The 26,452-nt window shown below is 53.3% G+C and carries 28 protein-coding genes and 1 pseudogene; 16 read left to right on the forward strand and 13 right to left on the reverse strand.

Features of this window, described 5'->3' with window-relative positions:
- Positions 1 to 25 precede the first annotated feature (25 nt).
- The 4 genes from FHN83_RS28255 to FHN83_RS20750 all read left to right on the forward strand — a co-directional run bounded on the left by FHN83_RS28255 (position 26) and on the right by FHN83_RS20750 (position 5,055).
- The gene (locus FHN83_RS28255) at positions 26 to 1,705 is read left to right on the forward strand and encodes a phage head spike fiber domain-containing protein (RefSeq protein WP_176556507.1); all 1,680 of its coding nucleotides are present in this window, start codon (positions 26 to 28) and stop codon (positions 1,703 to 1,705) included.
- The gene (locus FHN83_RS20740) at positions 1,705 to 2,007 is read left to right on the forward strand and encodes a hypothetical protein (RefSeq protein ID WP_139564789.1); all 303 of its coding nucleotides are present in this window, start codon (positions 1,705 to 1,707) and stop codon (positions 2,005 to 2,007) included. Before FHN83_RS28255 ends, FHN83_RS20740 begins: the two co-directional genes overlap by 1 nt.
- An 11-nt stretch (positions 2,008 to 2,018) precedes the next feature.
- Complete coding sequence (locus FHN83_RS20745) at positions 2,019 to 2,777, forward strand: tail fiber domain-containing protein (RefSeq protein ID WP_139564790.1); 759 nt, start codon at positions 2,019 to 2,021, stop codon at positions 2,775 to 2,777.
- Between the two features lie 1,294 nt (positions 2,778 to 4,071).
- Positions 4,072 to 5,055, forward strand: a complete 984-nt coding sequence (locus tag FHN83_RS20750; protein WP_139564791.1) for an MDR family oxidoreductase — start codon at positions 4,072 to 4,074, stop codon at positions 5,053 to 5,055.
- A 61-nt stretch (positions 5,056 to 5,116) separates the two neighbouring features.
- Here the strand turns inward: FHN83_RS20750 and FHN83_RS20755 are convergent, their stop codons facing one another.
- Complete coding sequence (locus FHN83_RS20755; RefSeq protein WP_139564792.1) at positions 5,117 to 5,773, reverse strand: TetR/AcrR family transcriptional regulator; 657 nt, start codon at positions 5,771 to 5,773, stop codon at positions 5,117 to 5,119.
- Between the two features lie 377 nt (positions 5,774 to 6,150).
- Between FHN83_RS20755 and FHN83_RS20760 the strand changes: the two are divergent.
- Together FHN83_RS20760 and FHN83_RS20765 are read left to right on the forward strand one after the other, a co-directional pair.
- Positions 6,151 to 6,321, forward strand: a pseudogene (locus FHN83_RS20760) (isocitrate/isopropylmalate family dehydrogenase); the annotation flags it as partial.
- Between the two features lie 69 nt (positions 6,322 to 6,390).
- On the forward strand, positions 6,391 to 6,648 hold the full coding sequence (locus FHN83_RS20765; RefSeq protein WP_139564794.1) for a hypothetical protein: 258 nt from the start codon (positions 6,391 to 6,393) through the stop codon (positions 6,646 to 6,648).
- A 36-nt stretch (positions 6,649 to 6,684) separates the two neighbouring features.
- Here the strand turns inward: FHN83_RS20765 and yncL are convergent, their stop codons facing one another.
- Positions 6,685 to 6,879 carry a stress response membrane protein YncL gene (gene yncL / locus FHN83_RS29010; RefSeq protein ID WP_353620492.1) on the reverse strand — a complete coding sequence of 65 codons (195 nt, stop codon included), beginning with the start codon at positions 6,877 to 6,879 and terminating at the stop codon, positions 6,685 to 6,687.
- A gap of 261 nt (positions 6,880 to 7,140) precedes the next feature.
- On the opposite strand from yncL, the gene FHN83_RS20775 reads away from it, so the two are divergent.
- The gene (locus FHN83_RS20775) at positions 7,141 to 7,389 is read left to right on the forward strand and encodes a GlsB/YeaQ/YmgE family stress response membrane protein (RefSeq protein WP_032617669.1); all 249 of its coding nucleotides are present in this window, start codon (positions 7,141 to 7,143) and stop codon (positions 7,387 to 7,389) included.
- Between the two features lie 50 nt (positions 7,390 to 7,439).
- Here the strand turns inward: FHN83_RS20775 and yoaJ are convergent, their stop codons facing one another.
- The 3 genes from yoaJ to FHN83_RS20790 are packed head-to-tail and all read right to left on the reverse strand — an operon-like array spanning position 7,440 to position 8,686.
- On the reverse strand, positions 7,440 to 7,514 hold the full coding sequence (gene yoaJ, locus FHN83_RS29015) for a protein YoaJ (RefSeq protein ID WP_073885218.1): 75 nt from the start codon (positions 7,512 to 7,514) through the stop codon (positions 7,440 to 7,442).
- The gene (locus tag FHN83_RS20785; RefSeq protein WP_032617670.1) at positions 7,515 to 7,613 is read right to left on the reverse strand and encodes a YoaK family small membrane protein; all 99 of its coding nucleotides are present in this window, start codon (positions 7,611 to 7,613) and stop codon (positions 7,515 to 7,517) included.
- 44 nt (positions 7,614 to 7,657) lie between these two features.
- Positions 7,658 to 8,686: a sensor domain-containing diguanylate cyclase gene (locus FHN83_RS20790; protein ID WP_139564795.1), complete on the reverse strand. Its 1,029-nt coding sequence runs from the start codon at positions 8,684 to 8,686 to the stop codon at positions 7,658 to 7,660.
- A 353-nt stretch (positions 8,687 to 9,039) separates the two neighbouring features.
- On the opposite strand from FHN83_RS20790, the gene FHN83_RS20795 reads away from it, so the two are divergent.
- Positions 9,040 to 9,345 carry a hypothetical protein gene (locus FHN83_RS20795; protein WP_039029014.1) on the forward strand — a complete coding sequence of 102 codons (306 nt, stop codon included), beginning with the start codon at positions 9,040 to 9,042 and terminating at the stop codon, positions 9,343 to 9,345.
- 1 nt (position 9,346) lies between these two features.
- Here the strand turns inward: FHN83_RS20795 and FHN83_RS20800 are convergent, their stop codons facing one another.
- Complete coding sequence (locus FHN83_RS20800; protein WP_139564796.1) at positions 9,347 to 9,691, reverse strand: DUF488 domain-containing protein; 345 nt, start codon at positions 9,689 to 9,691, stop codon at positions 9,347 to 9,349.
- Between the two features lie 100 nt (positions 9,692 to 9,791).
- Between FHN83_RS20800 and FHN83_RS20805 the strand changes: the two genes are divergently transcribed.
- On the forward strand, positions 9,792 to 10,502 hold the full coding sequence (locus FHN83_RS20805) for a CTP synthase (protein WP_139564797.1): 711 nt from the start codon (positions 9,792 to 9,794) through the stop codon (positions 10,500 to 10,502).
- A gap of 7 nt (positions 10,503 to 10,509) precedes the next feature.
- Here FHN83_RS20805 and FHN83_RS20810 read toward each other — a convergent pair whose 3' ends face one another.
- Positions 10,510 to 11,697, reverse strand: coding sequence for a CynX/NimT family MFS transporter (locus FHN83_RS20810; protein ID WP_139564798.1), 1,188 nt, complete (start codon positions 11,695 to 11,697; stop codon positions 10,510 to 10,512).
- A 99-nt stretch (positions 11,698 to 11,796) separates the two neighbouring features.
- Between FHN83_RS20810 and FHN83_RS20815 the strand changes: the two genes are divergently transcribed.
- Positions 11,797 to 12,585 (forward strand): AraC family transcriptional regulator, encoded by a 789-nt coding sequence (locus tag FHN83_RS20815; RefSeq protein ID WP_139564799.1) that lies wholly within the window; start codon positions 11,797 to 11,799, stop codon positions 12,583 to 12,585.
- On the opposite strand, the gene FHN83_RS20820 is transcribed toward FHN83_RS20815, so the two are convergent.
- On the reverse strand, positions 12,569 to 13,015 hold the full coding sequence (locus FHN83_RS20820; RefSeq protein ID WP_039029019.1) for a DUF441 domain-containing protein: 447 nt from the start codon (positions 13,013 to 13,015) through the stop codon (positions 12,569 to 12,571). The two genes, FHN83_RS20815 and FHN83_RS20820, sit on opposite strands and share 17 nt — an antisense overlap.
- 311 nt (positions 13,016 to 13,326) lie before the next feature.
- On the opposite strand from FHN83_RS20820, the gene FHN83_RS20825 reads away from it, so the two are divergent.
- Both FHN83_RS20825 and FHN83_RS20830 read left to right on the forward strand, forming a co-directional pair.
- Complete coding sequence (locus tag FHN83_RS20825) at positions 13,327 to 14,223, forward strand: diguanylate cyclase (RefSeq protein WP_139564800.1); 897 nt, start codon at positions 13,327 to 13,329, stop codon at positions 14,221 to 14,223.
- Positions 14,224 to 14,465: 242 nt separating this feature from the next.
- Positions 14,466 to 16,496: a TonB-dependent copper receptor gene (locus FHN83_RS20830; protein ID WP_139564801.1), complete on the forward strand. Its 2,031-nt coding sequence runs from the start codon at positions 14,466 to 14,468 to the stop codon at positions 16,494 to 16,496.
- A 47-nt stretch (positions 16,497 to 16,543) separates the two neighbouring features.
- Here FHN83_RS20830 and FHN83_RS20835 read toward each other — a convergent pair whose 3' ends face one another.
- Together FHN83_RS20835 and yeaG are read right to left on the reverse strand one after the other, a co-directional pair.
- Positions 16,544 to 17,827, reverse strand: a complete 1,284-nt coding sequence (locus FHN83_RS20835; RefSeq protein ID WP_139564802.1) for a YeaH/YhbH family protein — start codon at positions 17,825 to 17,827, stop codon at positions 16,544 to 16,546.
- Between the two features lie 122 nt (positions 17,828 to 17,949).
- Positions 17,950 to 19,884 carry a protein kinase YeaG gene (yeaG, locus tag FHN83_RS20840; RefSeq protein ID WP_039029022.1) on the reverse strand — a complete coding sequence of 645 codons (1,935 nt, stop codon included), beginning with the start codon at positions 19,882 to 19,884 and terminating at the stop codon, positions 17,950 to 17,952.
- Between the two features lie 434 nt (positions 19,885 to 20,318).
- On the opposite strand from yeaG, the gene FHN83_RS20845 reads away from it, so the two are divergent.
- Together FHN83_RS20845 and FHN83_RS20850 are read left to right on the forward strand one after the other, a co-directional pair.
- A complete protein-coding gene (locus FHN83_RS20845) occupies positions 20,319 to 21,065 on the forward strand; it encodes a MipA/OmpV family protein (RefSeq protein WP_039029023.1) in 747 nt (248 codons plus the stop codon).
- A 90-nt stretch (positions 21,066 to 21,155) separates the two neighbouring features.
- On the forward strand, positions 21,156 to 22,010 hold the full coding sequence (locus FHN83_RS20850; RefSeq protein WP_139564803.1) for an aldo/keto reductase: 855 nt from the start codon (positions 21,156 to 21,158) through the stop codon (positions 22,008 to 22,010).
- A gap of 41 nt (positions 22,011 to 22,051) precedes the next feature.
- Here the strand turns inward: FHN83_RS20850 and FHN83_RS20855 are convergent, their stop codons facing one another.
- Positions 22,052 to 22,936 (reverse strand): D-hexose-6-phosphate mutarotase, encoded by an 885-nt coding sequence (locus tag FHN83_RS20855; protein WP_138368755.1) that lies wholly within the window; start codon positions 22,934 to 22,936, stop codon positions 22,052 to 22,054.
- A gap of 75 nt (positions 22,937 to 23,011) precedes the next feature.
- Complete coding sequence (gapA, locus tag FHN83_RS20860) at positions 23,012 to 24,007, reverse strand: glyceraldehyde-3-phosphate dehydrogenase (protein WP_039029026.1); 996 nt, start codon at positions 24,005 to 24,007, stop codon at positions 23,012 to 23,014.
- A gap of 341 nt (positions 24,008 to 24,348) precedes the next feature.
- Here gapA and msrB point away from each other — a divergent pair, with 341 nt between their 5' ends.
- The gene (gene msrB, locus FHN83_RS20865) at positions 24,349 to 24,762 is read left to right on the forward strand and encodes a peptide-methionine (R)-S-oxide reductase MsrB (protein WP_039029027.1); all 414 of its coding nucleotides are present in this window, start codon (positions 24,349 to 24,351) and stop codon (positions 24,760 to 24,762) included.
- Positions 24,763 to 24,804: 42 nt separating this feature from the next.
- The gene (locus tag FHN83_RS20870; RefSeq protein ID WP_039029028.1) at positions 24,805 to 25,083 is read left to right on the forward strand and encodes a YeaC family protein; all 279 of its coding nucleotides are present in this window, start codon (positions 24,805 to 24,807) and stop codon (positions 25,081 to 25,083) included.
- A 47-nt stretch (positions 25,084 to 25,130) separates the two neighbouring features.
- On the opposite strand, the gene FHN83_RS20875 is transcribed toward FHN83_RS20870, so the two are convergent.
- Positions 25,131 to 26,384 carry a glycoside hydrolase family 18 protein gene (locus FHN83_RS20875; RefSeq protein WP_139564804.1) on the reverse strand — a complete coding sequence of 418 codons (1,254 nt, stop codon included), beginning with the start codon at positions 26,382 to 26,384 and terminating at the stop codon, positions 25,131 to 25,133.
- Positions 26,385 to 26,452: the final 68 nt, after the last annotated feature.

The following is a 26,452-nucleotide window of genomic DNA, read 5'->3' on the forward strand; positions in this document are numbered from 1 at the left end:
GTTTTTCATTTTAAGGACATCACGAATGGCCACACTTGATGACGATTTAGCAAACGCCGTCACGGAAGGTTTTCGCCAGGCGCAAATTGATATCGTTAACCAGGACCTGATTTTATCGGGCTCCGGTGACGTCACCGTAACCCTTGCAGACGGTTCGAAAAAAACGGGGCCGAGCTGGTCGAAGCTGATCACAGCTGCGAACGCGGCAGGGACCAGCGCCGCCGCAGCCAAAACCAGTGAAACAAACGCCCTGGCTTCAAAAAACGCCGCAGCAACCAGTGCTACAAACGCGGCAACGTCAGAGGGGAATGCTCTCGCATCGAAGAACGCTGCCAAAACCAGCGAAACCAACGCCAAAACGTCTGAGACGAACGCGAAGACTTCAGAGAATAACGCTAAAACCAGTGAAACGAACGCCGCAGCATCACTGGCCGCCGCGCAGCTGCTGACATCCGTACCCTATGAGGCTGCGCCGTACCCGGATGTGTGGGTGCCGCTCAATGATGACATGCGCCTGCTGGCAGGGTTCGCGCCATATGACAAACTTACAATTTCCGGGCAGGTACTGGAGCTGCCAACAAAGTCAGCGACCTTTACCCGGTTAACCACTGCAACGTATTTTGATAAATGTGGTGTAATGCAGGCCGCCGCTATTAACGAGCCACGATTTGAGCGAGAAGGTTTGTTAATGGAAGGGGTAGGTACTAACTTATATACCTACTCCGAACAGTGGGGGACGGGTTCCCGAGTAACTACTACAAATAATAGTGGTGATTCTCCTCGCGGCGACAAGACGATGGCGCTGTTGGTAGAGGATACGGCGGGTGCGGAACATTATGCGCAAGACCGTAATATCAACTTAACGTCCGGTACGATATATTGTTATTCTGTATTTGTTAAAGCTCATACAAATTCTCGTCTTTTATATTTACGGGTTGCAACGGGAACTACATCTGGCGTTTTCTTTGACCCAGTTGCAGGAGCATTCGTCGGCGGTGCTGTCGGTGCGCAATACCTGGACCGTGGTTTTGATGATCTTGGAAATGGCGTTTATCGTGTTTGGATGTCGCTGACAGCTGGAGCGACTCAGAGTAGCGTTTTCCGTCTGCAACTTGCAAAAGACGGTGTAACGGCAAGTTATACCGGTGATGGTGTATCCGGTTTATATATCTGGGGAGCGCAATTAGAAGCTGGTCCTGTCCCTACTTCGTATATTCCAACTGTGGCATCCACAGTTACACGAGGGGCAGATTACTGGTATCTGTCCCCTGAGAATGTCGGATATAAAACGTTAGCAACTAAATTTAAACGTACTGTAGCTTTTGAAATTGTTGTGAAAGGTGCGGGGCCTGCATCAAGTAACTATGTTGATGTAATACGTGTTTCTGGCGTTACTAATGATATTATTTGTCGACTAAGTTCGGCAAACAGGCTTACGTCATATAGGGATGGCGGAGGGGTATTTGTACCTTACGTCGCTAACGTTTCCGGCGCCTATGTACATAAAATAGATGGAGATGAATATTCTTCGTACTTTAATGGAAACACTTCCTCCAGAACACAAGCACCAGTTAACAACACAAGCGCAGCGGGAGATATTTCAAATACGACAGGCCCTTCAGGAACTACTTTTGTTTACCATATTCGCAATCTCCGTATTTGGCATCGAGTGTTAACCCTTAATCAAATTAAAGGACTTCGTTGATGAAAGATTTATATTTGCGCTTCACTGACGCCGCTGAAATGCGTACTAAATTAAACAAGGCGGGGTTTGTGTTTGATGAGGAGCAGGGCATTCTATCTCACCCGGATATAAGTCTTGATATCATCGGAATTATTGCAGTCCCGTCTGGGATTAATAATACCGGTGAAGAAAACGAATATATCCAATACATCAACCTTCCCGGGTATCACGCCAATTTGCGCGTCATGAATGACTCGCTCGACTTATCCGGGCTGAACGACTTTGTGGTTACACCGAAAACACCGGCTCGTGTCTGGGCGTAAGGAGTTACATCATGGCATTGAGAAAAGACATAGTAGCCCTGGCTGCGGCAGACGTAAAGGCACTGAGTAGTGAGTCCGGCGGTGTCGTAAACGGCAACGTGCAGGTAACTGGCAAAATGACGGTAAATGCCGGAGGCAGCGTATTTACAGACATTCACACCAGTGCGGGAGGTGGCTGCGGGGTTAATGCGTGGCGGCCTGAATCCAATAACTGGATTGAGCTAAACAACGTCAAAAATGACACCGTAGAAGGAAATTTTGTAAATTACCTAACTGGCAGCTGGTACAACGGCGGCTGGTCGATTGGTGGCGTAAGAGGCTCCAGCACTAATATAGACAGGGTGCAAATTAACGCTAACGGTGGATCATCAAATTTAAACTCTTCTTTTATCTTTGGTGCTAACGGCAACGCAGGCGGCGGGACATGGAACAACCCATCAGATGAGCGACTGAAATACAATATTAAAACCATTGAAAACCCCATCGAGAAGATGAAGTCATTTCATGGGAAGACGTTTACCTATAAGAAAGGTGATGTTGATTCTGCAGGGTATATCGCTCAGGAAGTGAAAGAGGTTCTACCGGAGGTTGTCGGTGAGGATAACGACGGATTCCTGACTCTAAACGTCGCGGGTGTTGGAGCGCTTCACCATGAGGCAATCCTGGCACTGGTTGAGCGCGTTGAATATCTGGAAGCGAAGCTTGGTTTGCAGCCAGGCGAGGATAAGGGGCCTGAAGAGACGAGCGAACAGCCGGATGTTCAGCAGTAATTATTGATAGGCGCATTCTCGAACACTCTGAAGAGAGAAAAAAGCCCGTACGGGAACGGGCACAACTCCCTTAGTTTTGTTATCAGTCCCACGCTCAGGGCGCAGGTAAATTTCATATCGGCAGCGTAAGCCATTACTTTAGGTCGTGGGTATTGGCGCTTCGTTTAAAATCATTTAAATTTAAGCGAGGTGATTCCCCCTGTGCGGCGGGGCAATCCAGTTAACTGCTGAGTGCAGATATGCTTGCGGCTCGTATGACTGGTAACGAGTCACCTGGAGGCACCCGGCACCTACATTCTAACAAGCTATATGTTTTTGTTGCTTTCATTTGCCGGCTAAACCGCGGGCATTTTTTTCAGCCAGGCGAGGCTGTACCCCCACTCAAGATCAAGAGCAGAACTGCATTACGCTTGCAGACTGTGCAAAGAAAAGGCACAGGGTATCCATAATCGCAGAAATCTAAGCCTTATAATTTGTCAGGAAAAAACTGAAGACGAGGGTCTTTGATGATATCAGGTGCATCATTAGCCGTTTTATTTCTGCTCATCGTGGCGGCTCTTATCTGTATTTTAAAGGAGTTGATAGATATCTGGTGCGGTCACGGGGATATTTAAAGCCATATCGGATACCTTCAGCAGCGTTCTGTATGCTTAAGGTACGCCTTATGTAGGCTGTACTTTCTGAGGTTGTGGATTGTTAACTATTACTCGTTTGGTTATAACGAAACGGTGTATGTTATGAATTCAGCCATCGGTCCGGAGGCGTTATATCCGTTATGAAATTCATCTGCCCTGTTTGCAAAAGCAACCGGTTCTTTTTCACTTCCTTCAATCCCGTGCAGGATGTGCCACACGGCGCGGTATGTTCCGTATGCGGAACCCGACTGACTACCCGTTCCACTCTTCCAACGCCGCGCAAAAGGCGCTGGCCTAAACAAGTGGTTTAGGCTTCTTGTGATACAAAGCTGACCACCTGAAGCGTCGCGAGGTCTGCTAAGAGCGTATTGCAGACCATAGTTCATTAAAGCCTGGTTGTTTTATTGCATCATCAGCCATGTCCTTAAGCATTGGCTATGTTTCTTCAGGAATGCTGATTTTTCCCGTCCGCACTAGATAAACCTGAATCCGGCTTGATGTCGGTCAAAAAAGACAGTTTTATGTGCATGAAATAAATAATAATTCTTGAATGCTGGCAAAACACTGGGATAGTAGTGTTGATTATTAGACGATCGGTCAATATTATTTATTGACGACTTAACGACTGAACAGTAAACGTCCAGACAAACGAGGTAAACGTGTTTAAATCTTTATTAATCAACAAAACAGATGAACGCTATAGTGCGCAACTTGCTGAAATTGCAGAAAGTGAGCTGCCGCAAGGGGATGTAGAGGTCAATGTTGACTATTCATCCATTAATTACAAAGACGCACTGGCCATTACGGGCCGAGGGCCTGTCGTCCGGCACTTTCCAATGGTGCCTGGCATTGATTTTGCCGGTACGGTGTCCGCCAGTTCACATCCGGAATATCAGGCAGGAGATAAGGTTCTCCTGACCGGCTGGGGTGTGGGGGAAAAACACTGGGGCGGGCTGTCCGAAAAAGCACGGGTAAAAGGAGACTGGCTGACGCCGCTCCCGGCTGGCGCTAACAGCAAACACGTAATGGCAATCGGAACAGCTGGCTTTACCGCGATGCTGTGCGTCGACGCACTCCTGAATCATGGTATTAAGCCTGAAGATGGTCCGGTACTTGTTACCGGTGCCAGCGGCGGTGTCGGGAGTATTGCGGCCATGATCCTTGCATCAATGGGGTACCGCGTAACGGCGTCTACTGGTCGTCCGGAAGAAGCTGCCTGGCTCTATAAAACGGTCGGTGTGGACGAGATTATTAACCGTTCCGAGCTCTCCTGTCCCGGAAAACCGTTACAGAAAGAACGCTGGGCAGCCGCCATTGATACAGTCGGTAGCCACACGCTCTGTAATGCCTGTGCCAGTGTACAGTACGGCAGCATTGTTGCAGCCTGCGGCATGGCACAGGGTATGGAACTGATGGGGAATGTGGCACCGTTTATCCTGCGTGGCGTCACGCTGAAAGGGATTGACAGTGTCATGCTCGCGAAGGATAAAAGAGTGGCGATCTGGCAGCAGGCGGTACAGTATTTACCGGAGTCCAGACTGGATAGCCTGACCACCGTTTATCCGCTCAGTGATGCCATCAATGTGGCTGAAAAACTTCTGAATGGCGGAATTCGTGGCAGGGCAGTAATTCAGTGTAGCTAATGAGAGGGGAGCCAGGCTGCCGGGTTTGATACTCTATCATCAGGGGGCTGAGGCCCCTTTTTTACCGCGCAACCGTCGTATCCTTAGAGGGTTGATAGCGTACTGACGTTTTGAAAAAGCTCCAGAAGTCGTACACAGGCTGGGTTGAACAATAAAGTTTGGCACGCATCACGGCTCCCTCCCAACTACTCCAGAAAATGGCCGCCAGTTGTGTATCGTTCATATCGGAGAGGATTTCGCCCGAAGATAACGCGTCGGACAGGCAGGACGCCACAAGTGCCTGCCAGCGCTCAAGTATTTCCTGGAGCTGTTTGATAAAGGAAAGTGGAAGCCCCGGACTCTCCTGCATCATATTGCCAACCAGACAGCCCCGGGTGAAATTGTACTTTTTAATGCCGTCGCAGGCATCGTCGATGAAATTTTCCAGGCGCATCATTGGCGTGCCGGATGAATCATGCAGATGTTTTTTGAGTTTATGCACAAAGAAACTGTCATAGGCGTCCAGAACGGTCCGGGCATACTCTTCTTTGCTCCTGAAGTAGTAATAAAATGAGCCTTTAGGAACACTGGCATTTTTGACAATGGCATCGACTCCCGTTGAAAGAAAACCATTCTGCGTGAGCAGTTCAAGCCCGCTTCGGATCAGGTCATTACGGGTATCAGCATAGGTACTTTCTGTTTTTCGTGGCCTGCCTCGCCCACGAATTTCGCCAGTCATGGCTCATCTCCAGTATTTTATTAACGGAAAAGAATAAGTGATTTTGCGCGGAGGCTTCAATCAGTTTATCCCCAGCGGTGACGAGGTGGTCACATATGCCGACTGGACAGAGGACTGACTATTGCCATAACGCCATCGCAGGCTGCTTCAGTAAACCTGCTATTCCCATGCAATGGCGAATTCGCTATGTCCGCTCCTGGCACTTAACAGGCCAATAGATTTGAGTGGGTTAAGCACTCCTATTGGTGAAAAGTGGTTATCAAAACTTTCTGCCACTATCGCAAAAACAACGGGTTAGAAAGCAGGTCAAATTAGCCCTCAAAACTGATTTTGCGTTATCATTCTATTATAAAGTAATGGCTTACCATGATTACGTTGAACTACTGCTCCGTCACATGGAGTGGTTCGAAGCCGCAGACCTGATCGTTAAAGGTATGGAAGGCGCGATCAACAACAAGACCGTGACCTATGACTTCGAACGTCTGATGGAAGGCGCTAAACTGCTGAAATGTTCAGAGTTTGGTGACGCGATCATCGAAAACATGTAATCCGGATTACGGGTTAAACAAGAACGGGAGCCGAAAGGCTCCCGTTTTTTTTTGGGATACGGAGGAGGAATGATGCTTGATGACACTGAACTGCGCCGCATCGCTGCAGGCGATCTTTCCGAAATAACCGCAGCAGAGCTTGCCACAGAACTGCTCTCACTGCGCCAGGAAAATACCCGCCTGAAACAGCTTCTCGCGACGGAAGTAAAGCTCCCTTACGTCAGCGCAAGCCCGGTATGCGATATCGAGGCAGGGTACGCGGCAGGCGTCACGGACAGCAAAGAGGCGATACGTCGGGCAGGGTTCTTCATCGAAGGGGATGATTAAAAGATGAAACCCGGCGGGATGCCGGGTCTGCTCACATTAAAACCAGTTAAATTTGTCAGAGAGTATCAGTAACAACGAACTGGCACAAACAAGGTTAATACAAATCACGAATCTGCTGGAAACATTCATGTTATCAATACCATTAAGGCTGTTCTGGGATTGTGTTAATAAGCGTAATAGCAAAATCCAGAACGTCAAATGGCAGAATGAGGGACAAAAAAAAGCCCACATAAAGTGGGCAAGAAATACTGGAAGCAATGTGAGCAATGTCGTACTGAATACCTGAGTGTTTTGCTCAACTATTCAGTGTTGAGAAAGATAATGTTTCTCATTAACGATTGCAACCCCAATTTTTGTGCGGAACACAGGTTTGCCGACTAATTCTTAATTTTTTCGCGTGATGGTAATCACAAACTTGCATTTCTGAATCCTGTGCTAAGCTTTCTGTGTACTTGATTTGACGACAAAAACCATACAGAGAGGAAAGCAGTTATGGGAATCATATCCTGGATTATCTTTGGGCTTATCGCGGGTATTCTGGCTAAGTGGATCATGCCGGGCAAAGATGGCGGTGGATTCATCGTTACGGTCATTCTGGGGATCATCGGTGCCGTGGTCGGCGGCTGGATCAGTACCCTCTTCGGTTTCGGCAGGGTCGATGGCTTTAACTTCGGCAGCTTTATGGTCGCGGTAATTGGTGCGCTGGTAGTACTGTTCATTTACCGTAAGGTGAGAAGCTAACCCGACATTGCAAAAAAAAGACCGCCAAGTGGGCGGTCTTTTTACGCGATTTACCACCAGCCTAGCTGGCTACCGGCAACGGCCACAATGGCGACAATCAGCATAATAATCGTCGTTTTTCTCATTTATCCCCCGGGCGCAGCGTAGCCGCCGACAAAAAACCACGTTAAAAAAATCACCGCCGTAATAAAGATTACGATCGGGAACAGAATACCAAGCCGCATGCTATCACCTGTCCTGAAATGCGAAACCCGTTGAGTGTACGGGGTTAATCGATATTGAGAAAGGGCGTTTTTATTTTCCCTTTTTTATCGCTGTACATGGCCGCATCGGCTGCCCGCAGGGCGCTGTCGGCATCCAGTTGGGCCGGATCCACCTCAATCACGCCAATACTTGCGCCCGGATAAACGATATGCACATCCCCGAGCCAGTATTCACCGGCAATCTGCGCGCTCAGCTGCGTATTCATTACCGTTAATGGGATCTGCTCCCCGGTGTCGCGGTTCTGACTCAGACAGGCCACCAGGAATTCATCCCCGCCCAGCCTGCCGACGATATCATCGTCGTCGCGTCCGTCGTTCAGCCGTTTACCCACCTCAACCAGAAAGCGGTCGCCCGCCTCGTGACCAAAGCGATCGTTGATGAGCTTAAAATCATCCAGATCGATGTACGCGATGATGGCGTTACGGTTCAGATGGCGCGCCAGCGAAAAGAGGGTGGTGAGATTGTCAAAGATGGCGCGGCGGTTAGGCAGCCCGGTAAGGGCATCGGTATAGGAGTACGCAATCAGGGCGGCGTTCGCTTCACGCAGCTGATTCACCAGCGACTCTTTCTCAATGTACTGGGCGATGAGTCCGGCGAAGAGCTTTAAGACATGCTCACCGCGTTCGCTCAACTCCTGTTTGCGGGTGCTGGTGGCGCACAGGGTGCCGTAGAGCGAACCATCGGTCAGATGAATGGGAATGCTCATATAGGTGGTAATACCCAGCGCTTTTGCGGCGTCGCAGTCGGCAAAACGTTCGGGAACGCTATCGCTGTAGAAGCAGTCGGAATCGATCGCCCGTTTACACAGCGTCTCGTCCCAGGGAACGCTTAGCCCTTCCGGAATGTGCATCTGCTTGCTGTTTCTGGCGTAGAGAATGTGCTGCAGACGGGCGTTGATATCAATTTTGGTGAGGTAGGTGGACTCCATATCCGTCACCACCTCCAGCATTTCGAGCAGCTGACGCACCAGGCTTTCAAGTGATTGCTCAGTGCTGAGCGTTTCTGAAACACGGGCAAGAATAATATCCGACATGACGCTGCTCAACTCCCCTACAGATGACCTCTGTACCTGACTGTTTTGCTGAAAGATTCGACGGCGGATAGTAAAACATGAATTGAAAACATTTCATATATTCAGGCGAGGAACGACAAATTCTGGCAGGGAAAAAAGCCCCGGCGCAGGGCCGGGGAAAGTAACATCTTGATTACGGAATGATGTTCTCTGGTCAAGGCGAGAACAACCTCACTATAGCGATGAAACATGTCGGCATAATGAAGAAATCATGGAGAAAAATTCACCTGTTCACCCTGGTGACAGAGCCTTTTGGCTGAGCTAAAATCCGCACTAAGAAAATTCTTATATGCAATATTCAGACACGAGGAAGCATGTTTCAGTTAAATCCGGGCAGCCTGGCGATGATTATTGGTGCCCGCACGCCAGCAGGCCGTCGCAATATTGGCAAATCCGTTGAGCTGTTCAGCCTTTGCCATCCGGGAGAGCGGTTTTTAAATCCGGTCAACGGCGTGATGACAGAGCTGCCGCCATCTGCACAGCGCCCCCTGTGGCTGGTGACCGGGGATGTCTGGTCGGTGGATAATCAACACGGCTTTGCGTTTGTGCGCCCGGAATACCTGATGCCGCTCACGCCTGAAGAGGCGCCGGAAACCCTCGACGCCCTGATGCTGGACTGACTTACAGCTCGCGTAGCCAGGCGGCTAACACCCGCGCGTGATTCTGCTGCGGATCTTTTGCGCCGTAGAGCAGCGTCACGGTCTGCTTGTCCGCCAGGCGGGCAATGCGCCGTCCCTCATCCTCATGTAATGCCAGCTCCTGACGATAGGCTTCGCTGAAGCTGGCAAAGTCGATCGTCTCGCTATGAAATGCCTTGCGCAGTTCATTTGACGGCGCCAGCGTCTTACACCACTCATCACACGCCAGCGCCTCTTTTTTCATACCCCGCGGCCAGAGCCGATCCACCAGGATCCGGTAACCATCCCCCTGGCTGGCCTCGTCATAAAGACGTTTGCAATGAATCATTCTCTTGCCCCTCAATTTAAGGTGTTGTGATAACAACGAAAGATCGGTAGTCTGACGCGCCTTATGTTATCTGATATTTATCTGGCATAAGGATCACTCTATGGAACTCTCTCCGGTAAAAGATACCCTCCGAATTGCACTGGTCGGCGACTACAATCATGACGTGCTGGCTCACCAGGCGATCCCTCTGGCCATTGACGATGCCGCTGCGGTGCTGGACATTACCGCCGACTACGACTGGCTGGCGACCACCGAATTAACCAGCCCGGAAGACCTGGTCGGCTATGATGCTCTGTGGCTGGTTCCTGCAAGTCCGTATAAAAACACCGAAGCCGCGTTTATTGCCGCGCGCTATGCCCGTGAAAACAGCGTGCCTTTTCTGGGCACCTGCGGTGGATTCCAGCATGCGCTCATAGAATATGCGCGTAACGTGCTGGGCTGGGAAGATGCCGCCCACGCGGAAACCGATACCGAAGGCCGGATGGTGATTGCCCCGCTGACCTGCTCGCTGGTGGAGGTCGCCGATACCATCGAACTGCGCGCCAACACCCTGATCGCTAAAGCCTATGGTCAGGAAGAGATCGAGGAGGGCTATCACTGCAACTACGGCGTTTCGGCTGAGTTCGCGCAGGCGCTGGAGAAAGGCGATATGCGCGTCACCGGCTGGGACGCGCAGGGTGAGATCCGCGCCGTTGAGCTGGTAACGCATCCGTTCTTCGTGGCGACGCTGTTCCAGCACGAGCGCGCCGCCCTGGCCGGGCGTCCTGCGCCGCTGGTGCGGGCTCTGCTTCGCGCGGCGCAGAATTACTGAAGACAACTTAGCCCGGTGTGATCTCCCGGTCACGCCCGGCAAGCATACCGCACACCGCCATGATGACTGACACCAGCGCGCAGGCAAGCAGTGGGATCCGCCAGTCGCCGTTGGCATCATGGATTTTACCCATTAACGGTGGACCACAGGCGGCAAGCAGATAACCGACCGACTGCGCCATCCCGGAAAGCGCCGCCGCCTGATGAGCCGAGCTGGCACGCAGGCCGATAAAGGTCAGGCCGAGGATCATGGTGGCACCGGAGCCAAAGCCAAATATTAGCGTCCACATCACCGCCATATCCGGCATAAACCACAGCCCGGCCGCGCTCACCGCGCACATCATTGCCGCCAGTCCGGCGACACCGCGCTGATCCTTCAGGCGAAGCAGGATCAACGGCACCACAATTCCCGGCGCGGCGGTCGCCAGCTGTAACAGCCCGTGCAGGGAGCCCGCCTCGGTTTCGCTGTAGCCATGACTCTGCAGGATCGCCGGAAGCCAGCCGATAATCACATAGTAAATCAGCGAGTTGATCCCCAGAAACAGCGTCACCTGCCAGGCGAGCGCAGAGCGCCAGATCCCCCGGTTTTGCAGCGCGCGGGCGCCGCTCAGGGAACCGGCGGGGCGCTGACTCCACTGCGGAAGCCACAGCAACAGCGCCAGCAAAGGAAACGCCATTAGCATCAACAATGCCCCGTGCCAGCCCGCGCCGCTCAGGGCCACGGGCACCACCAGCGCCGAGCCCAGCGCAGCGGCGGCCCCCATGGTCAGGGAGTACGCCCCGGTCAGTTTTGCCACCTGGCCGGGAAAATCGCGCTTGATAAGCCCTGGCAGCAGCACGTTGCCCAGCGCAATGCCGCAGCCAATGACGGCGGTGCCGCCAAACAGCAGCGCCGCTGAGGGCAACGAACGCAGGGCGATCCCGGCAATAATCAGCAACAGGGCGATAAACAGGCTGCGCTCCATCCCAATACGCCGGGCGAGACCCGCCGCCAGCGGGGAGATCAGGGCAAAGGCCAGCAGGGGCAGGGTGGTGAGCAGCCCGGTCTGGGCGGTGGTCAGGGCATAATCCGTGCGGATAGCGTCCAGCAGCGGTGCGGCCCCGGTAAAGGTCACCCGCAGCGAGGTGGCAATCAGCAAAATTCCGGCGATCAACAGCGCTCGCTGTTTACCGGTGGCAGAAAGGGCAAGGGTCATGAGTATCTCTTACGTCGAAATGAGCCTACAGGATACGCATTTTCACGCTGGCTGAAATCAGGCTAAAATGACAGATTATCGCTAATATCGGACAAAATTATGATTGGCCTCGGCCTTGAGGGATACGATCCCGACAGCCAGCACGACCCGGCGGTGGCGTTTCATGTGCGCGTGGTGGCAGACGAGCAGCGCATCCCGCGCCACCAGCACCGCAAAGGACAGCTCATTCTGGCCCTGCATGGGGCCATCACCTGCGAAGTGGAAAATGCCATGTGGATGGTGCCGCCGCAGTTTGCCGTCTGGATCCCCGGCCAGCTACCGCACAGTAACAAGGCGACACCCAGCGCCCGACTCTGCTTTTTATTTATCGAACCCGACGCCGTGTCGCTGCCGGACCGCTGCTGCACGTTAAAAATTTCACCTCTGGTGCGGGAGCTGATCCTCACCCTGGCCGAGCGCAGCCCGGACGTGCAGGAGCCGGCGACCCGGCGGCTGGTGGAGGTGCTGTTTGATGAACTGCCCCGCCAGCCCCAGGAGCAGCTGCAGCTCCCGGTATCCACGCACCCCAAAATTCGCCTGATGAGCGACACCATGGCGCAAACGCCTGCCGAATGGCAGACGCTGCACCAGTGGGCGCGCCATTTTGCGATGAGCGAGCGCAACCTCGCCCGGCTGGTGGTCAGCGAAACCGGGCTCAGTTTTCGCCGCTGGCGGCATCAGCTTCAGCTGATTGTCGCCCTGCAGGGGCTGATTAGCGGGCAGTCGGTGCAGCAGGTGGCGCATCATCTGGGTTATGACTCCACCACGGCGTTTATCACCATGTTCAAAAAAGGGCTGGGACAAACCCCGGCCCGGTATATCGCCAGCCTCGCTACGACTTTCCGATAAACAGCGACACCAGCCCGGCGGCAATAAGCGGCCCGACCGGGACGCCGCGAAACAGCGCCACCCCCAGCACTGTCCCCACCAGCAGTCCCGCTACCAGCGTGGGCTGGGAGCTCATCAGCGTGACGCCACGACCGCCGAGCCAGGAGACAAATACCCCTACGGCAATGGCGATAAGCGATTTCCAGTTCATAAAGGCGTGGATCAGCGTCGAGGCTGGTAAGGTACCGCTGGCAATGGGTGCCATCACGCCGATGGTGAGGATGATAATCCCGATGGTCAGCCCCTGTTTTTCAATCCACGGAAAAAAGGTGTTAAGCGGCGTCACCCGGACAATGATCAGCACCAGAATCGAGATCGCCACCGTGGTGTTATGGCTGACAAAGCCCAGCGCGGCCAGAGCCAGAAGAATGAGCAGGGTAGGGTCAAACATGTTGTATTCCTTGCCAAAAATAAAAAAGTAAGCCTGCTTACTTTACGCCCTCGCACGCCTGTAAAAAGGGTTATGTGAAAAAAAAGTATTGATTTGGGCGATTGCCTGAAAGGGGCCGGGCAACGCGGCGGGAACCCGTTTCGTTGACGATAAGCCCTTTCTACTACAGAAGGTTATTTACAGATATTTGGAAACATTCATTTCGTATCTTTATTAGTAGCGGGCTATATAATCTTTAAATGCCCTTGCAAATATTGAGATTTAATTTGATATGATCTTTTTCGTTATTAATTTGTTAATTGCGAGGTCCAATGAACCGGAAATTCAAAGAGATTGATGAAACCGTTCGCGGGCTGAACCAGTCAACGGATGCGCACTTTAAGTGGTTGGTAAAGTTATTGCGCTTTATTGATAGCGGTGATGTCGATATACCCGAAATATGCAGTGACGATGCCCACCTGCATTGCGAGTTTGGACACTGGTTAAATACTCGCTTACTGGAGGAGCGGGAAGATACAAATTTTTTACTGGATATTAACAAAAAGCATATATGCGTGCATCAAACCTGTCGGAGTCTGATTACCGCCATTGAGCATCGGCGGCAAAAAAGTGAAGATTTCGATCTTTTCGAACAATCGTTGCTGGCTTTTACCGATGCCCTGACCACTTATAAAGTACATCTGCTGCAGCTGCGTACCAGCTACGATGCCCTGACCGGTCTGCCGCTGCGACGCATTCTTGATGAGTCGTTCTGCAGCATGAATAAAGAGCTGGGTGCCGAAGGGTTATACCTGTTATTACTGGATATCGATCACTTTAAAAAAGTGAATGATAATTACGGTCATCTGAACGGGGATATTGTCCTGCGTTCGCTGGCGATGAATATCAGCAATAATATTCGCCGCTCTGAGTCAATGTATCGCTACGGTGGCGAAGAGTTTATTGTTGTTCTGCATGCCACCAACGACCGGGAAGCGGTTACCATCGCCGAACGGCTTCGTCGTGATATTTCTCGTCTGGAAACTATCGCTGGAGAGCATATTATTCGCATTACTTTTACCGGCGGCTTAACGCGTATTCATCAGGAGGAGACGCTCAGGGAAGTACTTGAGCGAGCAGATATTGCGTTATATACCGGCAAAAAAAGCGGGCGTAATTGCACCCATTTAATTAACAGGGATCTGCAAACCCAGAAGTATTGTGATTAACGAACAGGCCAGTTATTAATTAACTGGCTTGCTTATTTGTGCGGTCGGTCTGCCTGAACTGGCAGTATTAATTTTTTCAACTCTTTTCTGTACCTCTTATTCTCTTCACCCGGCGTTGTTATGGCCCTTACCCTTCGGCAAAATTTTACTCCAGTTTATGTGCCTGCTCGTTAAGCGCTTTCGGTAGCGAAAGGATTCGGTTTGCAGCGGTACACCACGCCATCCTTAGCTCAGGCACAGAAATGAAAAAAGTAAAATTTACCCCCCATCCGCTGGCCGTGGGGCTGCTGATCGCTATCTCCGGCACCAGCCTGGCGGCAGAGAATAGCCGCACGGCGCCGGTAGACGATCAGGATGTGATCACCGTGACGGCACCGGTGCTATCTCCTCTGGAAGTGGTGACATCGCCAAAAACGCCGCGCCAGCCGGTCCCGGCAAGCGACGGCTCGGACTACCTCAAAACCATCCCCGGCTTTAGCCAGATCCGTAACGGCGGCAGCAATGGCGATCCGGTATTTCGCGGCATGTTTGGCTCCCGCCTGCGCCTGCTGACTAACGACAGCGAGATGCTCGGTGCCTGCCCGGCACGAATGGATGCCCCCAGCTCGTACATTTCCCCTGAAAGTTACGATCTGCTGACGGTCACCAAAGGGCCGGAAACGGTGCTCTGGGGGCCAGGTAACTCTGCCGGGACGGTACGTTTTGATCGCGAACCGCCGCGCTTTGACAGCGCAGGCATCAAGGGTGACGCCAGCTTCCTCGCCGCCTCTAACGATCGCTTCGACGAGAACGCCGACGTCAGCTTCGGTAACGACACCGGCTATGTTCGCCTCAACGGCAATAAATCGAAATCGGGCGACTACAAAGACGGCAACGGCGATCGCGTGGCGTCGAAGTGGGACAAGTGGAACACCGATCTGGCGGTTGGCTGGACGCCGGACGCCGATACGCTGCTGGAACTGACCGCCGGGCAGGGTAACGGCGATGCCAGCTATGCCGGTCGCGGTATGGACGGCTCTCAGTTCAAACGCGAAAGCCTGGGCCTGCGCTTTAAGAAAGAGAATATCGGCGAGGTCTTCGACTCGCTGGATATGAGCGTCTACTACAATTACGCCAACCACATCATGGACAACTACTCCATGCGTTCTCCGGAATCCGGCTCCATGAACGGGATGCCAATGGGGTCGATGAATATGTCGATGCCGATGGAGAAACAGGTCGATCGCCGCACCGTCGGCGGCAGAATGATGGGCACCTGGCTGTGGTCAGATTTCCAGCTACAGAGCGGGCTGGATATGCAAACCAACACCCACCGCAGCAATGAAGATGACGAGAATACAGGCTGGCAGGAGGACGCGCGTTTTCACGACTACGGCGCCTTCAGCGAGCTGACGTGGAATGCGACCGATCTGAGTAAAGTGATCGGCGGCGCGCGTCTGGATAAAGTCGAAGTGGATAACTACACCGGCATCGGCAGCGACAGCCGGGAAGATACGCTCCCGGCGGGCTTCCTGCGCGTGGAGCACAATCTGGGCACTATGCCGGCGATGGTTTACGCCGGGCTGGGGTATACCGAACGCTTCCCAGATTACTGGGAGCTGTTCTCGCCCACCTATGGTCCGGACGGCACCTCGGACGTGTTTGATAATCTGAAGCCAGAGCAAACCACCCAGCTTGATATCGGAGCCCAGTACAAAGGCGAGCGCACCACCGGATGGGTTTCCGCCTATGTCGGGCGCATCAATGACTACATCCTGTATATCTACGATCAGGACGACTCCCACGTCAGCCAGGCCGACAACGTCGATGCCACCATTATGGGCGGTGAGATGGGCGCGTCGTATCAGCTGAGCGATCAATGGAAAACCGACGCGACCCTGAACTACTCCTGGGGCCAGAACACCGACGATCACCAGCCGCTGCCGCAGATGCCGCCGCTGGAGGCGCGTCTTGGCCTGACGTGGGAGAAGGGCGATCTGAGCTCAACCGGGCTGCTGCGCATGGTCAGCCCACAGCATCGGGTGGCGATGAACGAAGGTAACGTGGTCGGGAAAGATTTCGATCAGAGCGCCGGGTTCGCCATCCTCTCCGCCAACGCCGCGTACAAGGTGAATAAGTTCCTGAAGCTCAGTACCGGCGTCGATAACCTGCTGGACAAGAACTACAGCGAACACCTGAACCTGGCGGGGAACAGTAGCTTTGGTTACTCCTCCGACACGCCAGTGAATGAGCCGGGCCGCACGGTGTGGGCGAAGATGAACGTCACGTTCTGAGGCGTGACAGCCAACGTAAAACCGCCGGTCAGTGACCGGCGGTGGCGTTAACTGTTGCTGGTGGCAGATTGCTTGTGGAACAGCTCTCTGAATACCGGATAGATATCTTCCTGGTCGCGAATGTGCTGCATCGCGAAGTTATCAAACGTGGTTTGCAGATGTTCATACTCACGCCACAGCGTCTGGTGGGCGCGGCGGGTGATCTCGATATAGCTGTAGTAACGCACCACGGGCAGCAGTTTTTTCGCCAGAATTTCATGACACAGCGGCGAATCGTCTGCCCAGTTATCACCATCCGACGCCTGCGCGGCATAGATGTTCCACTGCGCCGGGTCGTAACGCTCTTTCACCACTTCATCCATCAGCTTCAGGGCGCTGGAAACAATCGTCCCGCCGGTCTCCTGGGAGTAGAAGAACTCGTGCTCATCCACCTCTTTGGCCTGGGTGTGGTGGCGAATATAGACTACCTCCACGTTCTTATAGGTTCGGCTCAGGAACAGATAGAGCAGAATATAAAAGCGCTTCGCCATGTCCTTGGTGGCCTGATCCATCGAGCCCGAGACGTCCATCAGGCAGAACATCACCGCCTGGCTTGAAGGCTCGGCACGTTTTTCATAGTTCTTGTAACGCAGGTCAAAGGTGTCGATAAAGGGCACGCGCTCGATTTTGGCGCGCAGTTCGGCGATCTCTTTACGCAAACGCTCCTCTTCCAGCAGCTGCGCGGGTTCGCTGTTTGCCACGCTATCCAGGGTGGCTTCCAGCTCGCGCAGTTCACGCTTTTTGCCCGCCGTCATGGCGGTACGGCGCGCCAGAGAATTCTGTAGCGAACGCACCACGCTGATGTTGGCCGGAACGCCGTTAGCGGTGAAACCGGCCCGGTGCGTTTTATATTCGTTCAACTGACGATGCTGGTTTTTCTTCAGATTTGGCAGGGCCAGATCTTCGAACAGCAGATCCAGGTACTCATCTTTCGAGATCTGGAAGACAAATTCGTCCTGTCCTTCACCGTCCTGGCTGGCCTGGCCCTGACCACTCCCGCCGCCACCGCCGCCGCCCTGAGGACGCTCGATACGGTCGTTCTGGACAAAATGGTCATTACCTGGATGAACGCGATGGCGTAAACCGCCGCGTCCCTGATGGAACATCGGTTCGCTAATGTCGTCCGTCGGGATAGAGACGGACTCCCCGCTGTCTACGTCGGTCACCGAACGCTTGTTAATGGCCTCGGAGATCGACTGTTTGATTTGCGCTTTATAACGACGCAAGAAGCGCTGGCGATTCACCATGCTCTTGTTTTTGCCGTTAAGACGCCGGTCAATAAACCAGGTCATATGCCCCCCGTACTGCATTTGCCAACTTGCATTGTCCGCAAGTGCCGGATGGCGTTAACGCTTATCCGGCCTGCGGAACATAGTTGTAGGCCCGGTAAGCGGCAGCGCCACCGGGCTTAGTGTTAAGACGATTTACGCACGCGCAGGTACCATTCGCAGAGCAGGCGAACCTGTTTGCGGGTGTAGCCTTTCTCCATCATGCGATCCACAAAATCGTCGTGCTTTTTCTGCTCGTCGGTAGAGGTTTTGGCATTAAACGAAATGACCGGCAACAGCTCTTCGGTATTGGAGAACATTTTCTTCTCAATAACGGTGCGCAGCTTTTCGTAGCTGGTCCAGTTCGGATTGCGTCCGCTGAAGTTCGCTCTGGCGCGCAGCACGAAGTTGACGATCTCATTACGGAAGTCTTTCGGGTTACTGATCCCGGCAGGCTTCTCGATTTTTTCCAGTTCCGCATTCAGTGACTCGCGGTCAAACAGCTGGCCGGTATCCGGGTCGCGGTACTCCTGATCCTGGATCCAGAAATCGGCGTAGGTGACATAGCGGTCAAAAATGTTCTGCCCGTACTCAGAGTAAGATTCAAGATAGGCGGTCTGGATCTCTTTGCCGATAAACTCGGCGTATTTCGGGATCAGATAACCTTTCAGGAACTCCAGATAACGTTCAGCCTGCTCTTGCGGGAACTGTTCACGCTCAATCTGCTGCTCCAGCACGTAGAACAGATGCACCGGGTTGGCGGCCACTTCGGCGTGGTCAAAGTTGAACACGCGGGAGAGGATTTTGAACGCGAAGCGCGTGGAGAGACCGTTCATCCCCTCATCGACACCGGCGTAGTCGCGATACTCCTGGTAGGATTTCGCTTTCGGGTCGGTATCTTTCAGGCTTTCACCGTCGTACACGCGCATCTTCGAGTAGATGCTGGAGTTTTCTGGCTCTTTCAGGCGCGACAGGATCGAGAAGCGCGACAGCGTTTCCAGGGTTCCCGGGGCGCACGGCGCATGAACCAGTTCACTGTGGTTCAGCAGTTTTTCGTAAATCTTGATCTCTTCGGAGATCCGCAGGCAGTAAGGCACTTTGACGATGTAAACACGGTCAAGGAAGGCCTCGTTGTTTTTGTTATTGCGGAAGGTGACCCATTCCGATTCGTTGGAGTGCGCCAGGATAATGCCGTTAAACGGCAGGGCGGAGATACCTTCCGTCCCGTTGTAGTTCCCTTCCTGGGTTGCCGTCAGCAGCGGATGCAGCACCTTGATAGGCGCTTTGAACATCTCGACGAACTCCATAATCCCCTGGTTGGCGCGGCATAGCGCACCGGAATAGCCGTAGGCGTCAGGATCGTTCTGGGCGTGGTTTTCCAGTTTACGGATGTCCACTTTACCCACCAGCGCCGAGATGTCCTGGTTGTTCTCATCACCCGGTTCGGTTTTGGCAATCGCAATCTGCTCCAGAATGGATGGCCACACCTTCACCACGCGGAATTTGGTGATATCCCCGCCAAATTCGTTCAGGCGTTTCGCTGCCCACGGCGACATGATCGTGCCGAGATAGCGGCGGGGAATGCCGTACTCTTTATCCAGAATCTGCGCATCTTCCTGCGGGTTAAACAGGCACAGCGGATGATCGTTAACCGGGCTGCGTTCGCCGTTGGCGCTAAGTACGTAAATCGGTACGCGCTGCATCAACGATTTCAGCCGCTCGGCCAGGGACGATTTACCGCCGCCGACGGGACCCAGCAGATAGAGGATCTGTTTCTTCTCTTCCAGACCCTGAGCAGCATGCTTCAGATAGGAAACAATCTGCTCGATGGCATCTTCCATGCCGTAAAATTCTTCAAACGCAGGATATCGGGCGACGACCCGATTCGAAAACAGACGGGAAAGCCGTGGCTCCTGGGCGGTATCAACCATATTAGGCTCACCGATAGCCATCAATAGTCGTTCCGCCGCATTGGCATAAGCACTGCGATCTTGCCGGCAGATGGTAAGAAACTCCTGCAGTGTGAACTCTTCGTCCTTGGCAGCTTCATAACGCTGGCGATAGTGATCGAATATATTCATGGCATGCCGTCCTTTCGTTTTTTAGCACAGGAAAAGAGCCGTTCATATGAATAGTAGAGGCTCCCGGAAGCAGGATCCGTTGCACCTCACTGCCAGAGCAGCAACCCGTGTGCCAGGTCGGGCGGCCGAAACTGCGGGGTGATCGGGTACTCAGCTTCTTAAAATTAAGCGTAGATGGCATTTGCAAAACTTGCATGTATGCCAAAACCAATTTCAATGACATATCAATAACTCATCCAGAAATTCAGCCAAATCTTTAACGCCAAACACACTTCCTTCACTGAACGGTAATCCGGGTGACAGCGTTTCGTCATCTGCCGCACGCACAATAATCGGTTAATCGAATTGATTAGCAGACAAAAAATTTTGAGCAAAAGGGGGAATGACGGTTACACTTCACCCGCTGATTATTTGACTACAGGAAAGAATGGATTGTGACCAAACTCAAACTTCTGGCACTGGGGATTATCGTTGCCACCTCAGTGAGTACAGCATATGCGGAGAATCAGTGGTCTGTTGGTGCTGGTGTCGGCGTAATCAATAGCCCTTACAAACAGTACGATCGCGATTTCTACCCGGTTCCGGTTATCACTTATGAAGGGGATAACTTCTGGTTCCGCGGACTGGGCGGCGGCTACTATCTGTGGAACGACCAGACCGACAAACTCTCCATCATGGCCTATTACGACCCGACGCACTTCAAACCTGGCGACAGCGACAACCGTCAGCTGCGTCAGCTCGACAAGCGTAAGAGCACCATGATGGCCGGGATTTCCTGGGTACATAACACCGAGTACGGTTTCCTGCGTACCGCGCTGGCGGGCGACACGCTCGACAACAGCAACGGTTATATCTGGGATCTGGCGTGGCTGTACCGCTACACCAACGGCGGTCTGACGCTGACGCCGGGCATCGGCGTGGAGTACAACAGCGACAACTACAACGACTACTATTATGGCGTGTCCCGTGACGAAGCGCGTCGCAGCGGGCTGCACAGCTATGATGCAGACGACAGCTGGAAGCCGTACCTGGAGCTGACCGCCAGCTACAAGTTCGCGACTGACTGGAACGTCTACGGCACCGGCCGCTATGCCCGTCTTAGCGATGAGGTGAAAGACAGCCCAATGGTCGACAAGTCCTGGACCGGGCTGATGTCGGTGGGTGTAACCTACAGTTTCTGATTGTGCATTTTCACTGTGCAATCTGTGCATCATAACGGGGCCTTCGGGCCCCGTTTGTTTTAGGGTGGTGCAGACAACGAGGAGCCTGATATGAGTAAAAAAACCGTTACCTTTGGCGACAACAGAGTACTGCCAGCCATCGGCCAGGGCACATGGTATATGGGTGAAAAGGCGAGTCAACGCCGCCAGGAGAGCGATGCCCTGCGGGCAGGTATCGAGCGGGGACTGACGCTAATCGACACCGCCGAGATGTATGCCGAGGGCGGCGCGGAAGAGGTGGTGGGGGAGGCGATCAAAGGCCAGCGCGATAAGGTTTTTCTGGTCTCCAAAGTGTACCCGTGGAATGCCGGGGGACAAAAAGGCATCGCCGCCTGCGAAGCCAGCCTGCGCCGTCTGGGAACCGATCGTATTGACCTTTATCTGCTGCACTGGCGCGGAAATTACCCTCTGGAAGAGACCGTAAGGCTGATGGAGACGCTGCAACAGCAGGGCAAAATTGGCCGCTGGGGCGTATCTAATCTCGACTATGCGGATATGCATGAACTCTGGCAGACGCCGGGCGGCCAGGCGTGCGCCACCAATCAGGTGCTGTACCATCTGGCCTCACGCGGGATCGAATATGACCTGCTGCCCTGGTGTCAGCAGCAAAATATGCCGGTGATGGCCTACTGCCCGCTGGCGCAGGCCGGGCGGCTGCGCACCGGGCTGATGAATCACCCGGTGGTCAATGCGATTGCCCGAGAGTACAACGCCACGGCGGCGCAGGTTCTGCTGGCGTGGGTTATTCGTCACCGCGGGGTGATTGCCATCCCGAAAGCGTCATCGATAGCGCACGTGGAGGAGAATGCGGGGGCGCTGGAGATTTCACTCTCAGCAGAAGCCTTGCAGCAGCTGGATGCGGCCTTCCCGGCACCGCAGCAGAAAACGCCGTTGGACGTGGTGTGACAACGAAATGCCCTCTCAGCATGAGAGGGCAAGAGCAGGGATTAACGCTTCACGATGTGAATGGTTTGTCCCAGACGGGTAGGTTTATCTTCCGTCGCTTTTTGCGGTTCGCTGACGCAGGCGGTTTCCACGCAGACGAAGGTTTTATACCCGTCATCCGGAACATCACCCATGCTGACGGAGAGCGCCGGACCAGGGTTCCAGCCAACCACGTTGCTGTGATGGTGATGGATAACTTCAATCGCGCGGTTCAGGGCGGTATCTTCGATAACGCTACAGGCTTCCGGGTTCAGATAGACGCGGTCGGTACGATCCGGGAAGGTCTGCGCGCCGTCGGTCAGTCGGCCCTCTTTCGCATTATCCACCTTGTCGATAAAGGTATCGCCAAGGCCGTTCACGGTGACGGCAGCGATGTCGCCGACGTTGAAGTAGGTGTGCAGGGCAGAGGTGGTTTCAAATTCACCGTGCGCTTCCAGTTCGATCTCACAGGTTTTACCCAGCTTAAAGCGCGCGTACAGGGTGAAGTCGTGCGGCCAGAGTTTGCGCGTCTCGTCATCGCTTTGCAGTTCAAAGGTCAACACCACGCCGGATTCATCTTCGTTGTGCGCTTTCAGCGTCCACGGCAGGTTGCGGGCAAAACCGTGTGACGGCAGCCCCTGCTGAGCGGCCGGGCCAAACCACGGCCAGCAGATCGGCACGCCACCGCGAATAGCGGCGCCTTTTTTGAACGAGGTGATATCGCTCAGCCACAGGGCTTCCACTTCGCCCTCCGGCTGCCAGGAGAGCAGGTGCGCGCCCTGCAGGGCAACGGAAGCCTGAACCTGCGGATGTTCGACCACAATCACTTCAACATCGTCAATCTGACGGCGGGAAAGCACAGGGGTAAGCTGTTCGACTACCGGAAGTGCAAAAATTGTTTTAATCATTACGCAATCCTCTGTCTTTAATGCCATAAAAAAAGGCGACCGAGGTCGCCTTTTTGGATCAGTTTCTCATCTCACTTATTTGGAGATGTGAGCGATCAGGTCCAGAACTTTGTTAGAGTAGCCGGTTTCGTTGTCGTACCAGGAAACCAGTTTCACGAAGTTGTCGTTCAGTGCGATACCTGCTTTAGCATCGAACACGGAAGTGCAGATTTCGCCGTTGAAATCGGTAGAAACAACGTCGTCTTCGGTGTAACCCAGAACGCCTTTCATTGCGCCTTCAGAAGCCGCTTTGATTGCTTTCTTGATTTCTTCGTAGCTTGCTGCTTTTTCCAGACGAACGGTCAGGTCAACAACAGATACGTTTGGAGTAGGAACGCGGAACGCCATACCAGTCAGTTTGCCGTTCAGTTCTGGCAGAACTACGCCTACTGCTTTAGCAGCACCGGTAGAAGAAGGGATGATGTTCTGAGCTGCGCCGCGGCCGCCGCGCCAGTCTTTGTGAGACGGGCCATCAACGGTTTTCTGAGTTGCGGTGGTAGCGTGAACGGTGGTCATCAGGCCTTCAACGATACCGAAGTTGTCGTTGATAACTTTAGCCAGTGGCGCCAGGCAGTTAGTGGTGCAGGATGCGTTGGAAACGATGTCCTGGCCAGCATACTTCTCGAAGTTAGCGCCTTTAACGAACATTGGGGTGTTGTCTTTGGATGGACCAGTCAGAACAACTTTTTTCGCGCCAGCGGTGATGTGCTTACGCGCAGTTTCGTCAGTCAGGAAGATACCGGTTGCTTCAGCAACAACGTCAACACCGATTTCGCCCCACTTCAGGTTAGCTGGATCTTTTTCAGCAGTAACACGGATGGTTTTGCCGTTGACAACCAGGTGGCCGTCTTTCACTTCAACGGTGCCGTTGAAACGACCGTGAGTTGAGTCGTACTTCAGCATGTACGCCATGTATTCAGCGTCTAACAGATCGTTGATACCAACGATTTCGATGTCAGAACGTTCCTGAGCAGCACGGAAAACAATACGGCCGATACGGCCAAAACCGTTGATACCTACTTTGATAGTCATATATTCCACCAGCTATTTGTTAGTGAATAAAAGGTTGCGTGTAAAATTACAAAAACCTTACGCAGCGTCAAGCGGAATCGTGTCAATCATTGCGACAAATCAATCCTTCGCACTAGCTTTGCTCGATTGACCTACCTCACATTCCCTTGGAGCTAGCACCCATATGGGGCCTGCGCACGGAATTTTAAAGGGCTGCCCACATAAAAACGTGGACTGGATCACATTTGTCTGAGCACCTCTGCGCAACGAGTAAGTTTAGAACAAAAGTTCATACTTCAGTGTTAATGTTTTGTTAGAATCGACGGTAAAAGTAGTCTGTTTCAACTGCGAGATGTAAGCCTATGTCGAATCAACATAACTCCGATGAACTGAAAAAAAACCTCACAGAAATGCAGTTCTACGTAACCCAGCACCACGGTACGGAACCCCCGTTTACCGGGCGTCTGCTGCATAATAAGCGGGATGGTGTTTACCACTGCCTGGTGTGTGACGCCGCCCTGTTTAACTCCCAGAGCAAATACGATTCTGGCTGCGGCTGGCCGAGCTTCTATGAACCGGTCAGTGAAGAGGCGATTCATTATCTGAAGGACACCAGCCACGGTATGGAGCGCATTGAGATCCGCTGTGGAAACTGTGACGCGCATCTCGGTCACGTCTTCCCGGATGGCCCTCAGCCGACAGGGGAGCGTTTTTGCGTCAATTCCGCCTCATTAAGCTTCACCGATGACCAGAACGGCGACCAGACCAAAGGCTGAAAAATCGATTCAGCAAATTATTCCTTCACCTCAGGATAAAACATGAACATTGAAGAGATGATTAACGGCATGACGCCGGAAGTTTATCAGCGTCTGGTCACGGCGGTTGAGCTGGGCAAATGGGCCGATGGCGTGGCGCTGACCCCGGAGCAGAAAGAGAACTGTCTGCAGCTGGTGATGCTGTGGCAGGCGCGCAATAACACCGACGCGCAGCACATGACCATCGACACCCAGGGACAGATGGTGATGAAGAGCAAACAGCAGCTGAAAGAAGATTTTGGTATTGCGCCGAAATCCATCGCGACGCTGAAAATGCATTGATGGCGACTGCGGCCCGGCGATCCTCTCACCGGGCCTTTTTGATGCCGCTAGTGTTTGATCCCCAGCGAGTCAGCTAACTGCTTCGCCAGCTGGTTATTATCATCCGCGCCGTACTCCCAGAACATGGCGCCTGCCAGTCCTTTCTCTTTGATGTAGTCCGCTTTGATCGCCACCGAGCGCGGGTTTTCATACGACAGGGCGAACAGCGGCTTGCCATCATCAGACTTCACCGATAACCACGGCACTTTGGCCTCATCGTCCCACTGCTCCGTAAAGCGTTTCTGCGGATCGTTTAAAAACGTCTTCACGATATCGTTGTACTTCACGTAGGTATCTTTGGTCAGATCGTAGCCCAGGGATTTGAACAGTTCGATCTGCTGTGCGCTGAAGTAAGGCTGCGTTGCGGGATTTTTCTGTGCATCAGCTTTGCTCCAGTCGATGCCCGGCTCAACGGCGCGCTTCGGCACGCGCCCATAAAAACCGATGCCCAGGTTCATCTGCTGCGGTTTCAGCCCGGCGGCCAGATAGTTGTTCACCACAAAATCGACGCTGTATTTATCCGCGGCGGCAACGGTCGGCCAGGCGCTGGAGTCATACAGGTTGGCGTTGAAGTACTGAGTGCCGTACGCCATGTCGTAGGTCATCAGGTTGATGTAATCGAGCTGCGGGGCCACCGCTTTCACGTCCACCCAGCTTTTCGGACTTTCTGCATTGGCACCAACGGCGATGGTCACCAGTTTTTTATCGCCGAACGCGGCACGCAGCTCTTTCAGCAGTGCGGTAAAGTTAGCCCGATCTTCAGGCTTGCTGGCGACCAGTCCCCACGCGCCGTTGACCGGATACTCCCAGTCCAGATCGATCCCATCAAGTCCGTATTTCTCAACGATAGCGTCGGCGGAGCGGATGAACACCGCCCGGGTCTCCGGGGTTGATGCTGCACCCGAGAAACCACGAGCGCCCCAGCCGCCGACGGAGAGCAGCACCTTAAGGTTGGGGTTCTGCTTACGCAGGACAGGGAGCAGGGCCAGATCGGCTTCCACCTTAGGAGATAACCAGATCTGGTGCAGCCTGGCTGGATCTTTTAACGCCGGGTTAGTTTCGTCTTTCTCATCGTTATAGATCAGGCCAAAGGAGTAATTCAGGTGGGTTATCTGGCGCACGTCCAGTTTATTGATATCCCCGCCCGGTCCGGCAGTGACATCGCCGCCACCGTTGAAATAGCCGACGGACATCATCGAACTGGCGGAAGCAACCGAGGCGCAGAGCAGGGGTAAAGCTGCCAGCAATGGCAAACGTTTCATACAAGTTCCTCTTTGACTGAATAAAAATAACCACGCCACGGAAAGGCGTGGCGAAAAAACAGCCGAAA

This window comes from Leclercia adecarboxylata (assembly GCF_006171285.1).
Lineage (GTDB): Bacteria > Pseudomonadota > Gammaproteobacteria > Enterobacterales > Enterobacteriaceae > Enterobacter > Enterobacter barmai.